Genomic DNA, 254 nt, shown 5'->3' with positions numbered 1-254 from the left:
ACAGTCAGTCTGAAAAGCGTGCTGCCCATGTTCAGTATCAGTAATAGGGATGCACAGGGGGAGGTGCCAGGGTTGCTGTCAGTGGACAGGGCCATCGGTACGCCGTGTTTGCGCAGCAGTTCAATCGGGGGTAACTGGGTTTCGCGTAGAAAGTAGTAGGCTCCGGGCAGCAGCACGGCCACGGTTCCGGCTTTTTTCATGGCAATGACGCCTGCTTCATCCAGATATTCCAGATGGTCGGTGGACAGGGCCTG

General features: G+C 56.7%; 1 pseudogene. It reads right to left on the bottom strand.

Annotation, left to right across the window (positions count from 1 at the left end):
• Positions 1 to 254: pseudogene (locus tag PZC42_RS21975) on the bottom strand (hypothetical protein); the annotation flags it as partial.

The sequence above is a fragment of the Isoptericola croceus genome (assembly GCF_029382255.1).
In the GTDB taxonomy this organism is placed as follows: Bacteria; Actinomycetota; Actinomycetes; order Actinomycetales; family Cellulomonadaceae; genus Isoptericola; species Isoptericola croceus.
The sequence above is the reverse complement of the archived record's forward strand: the minus strand, read 5'-3'. Positions and strand labels throughout refer to the sequence as shown.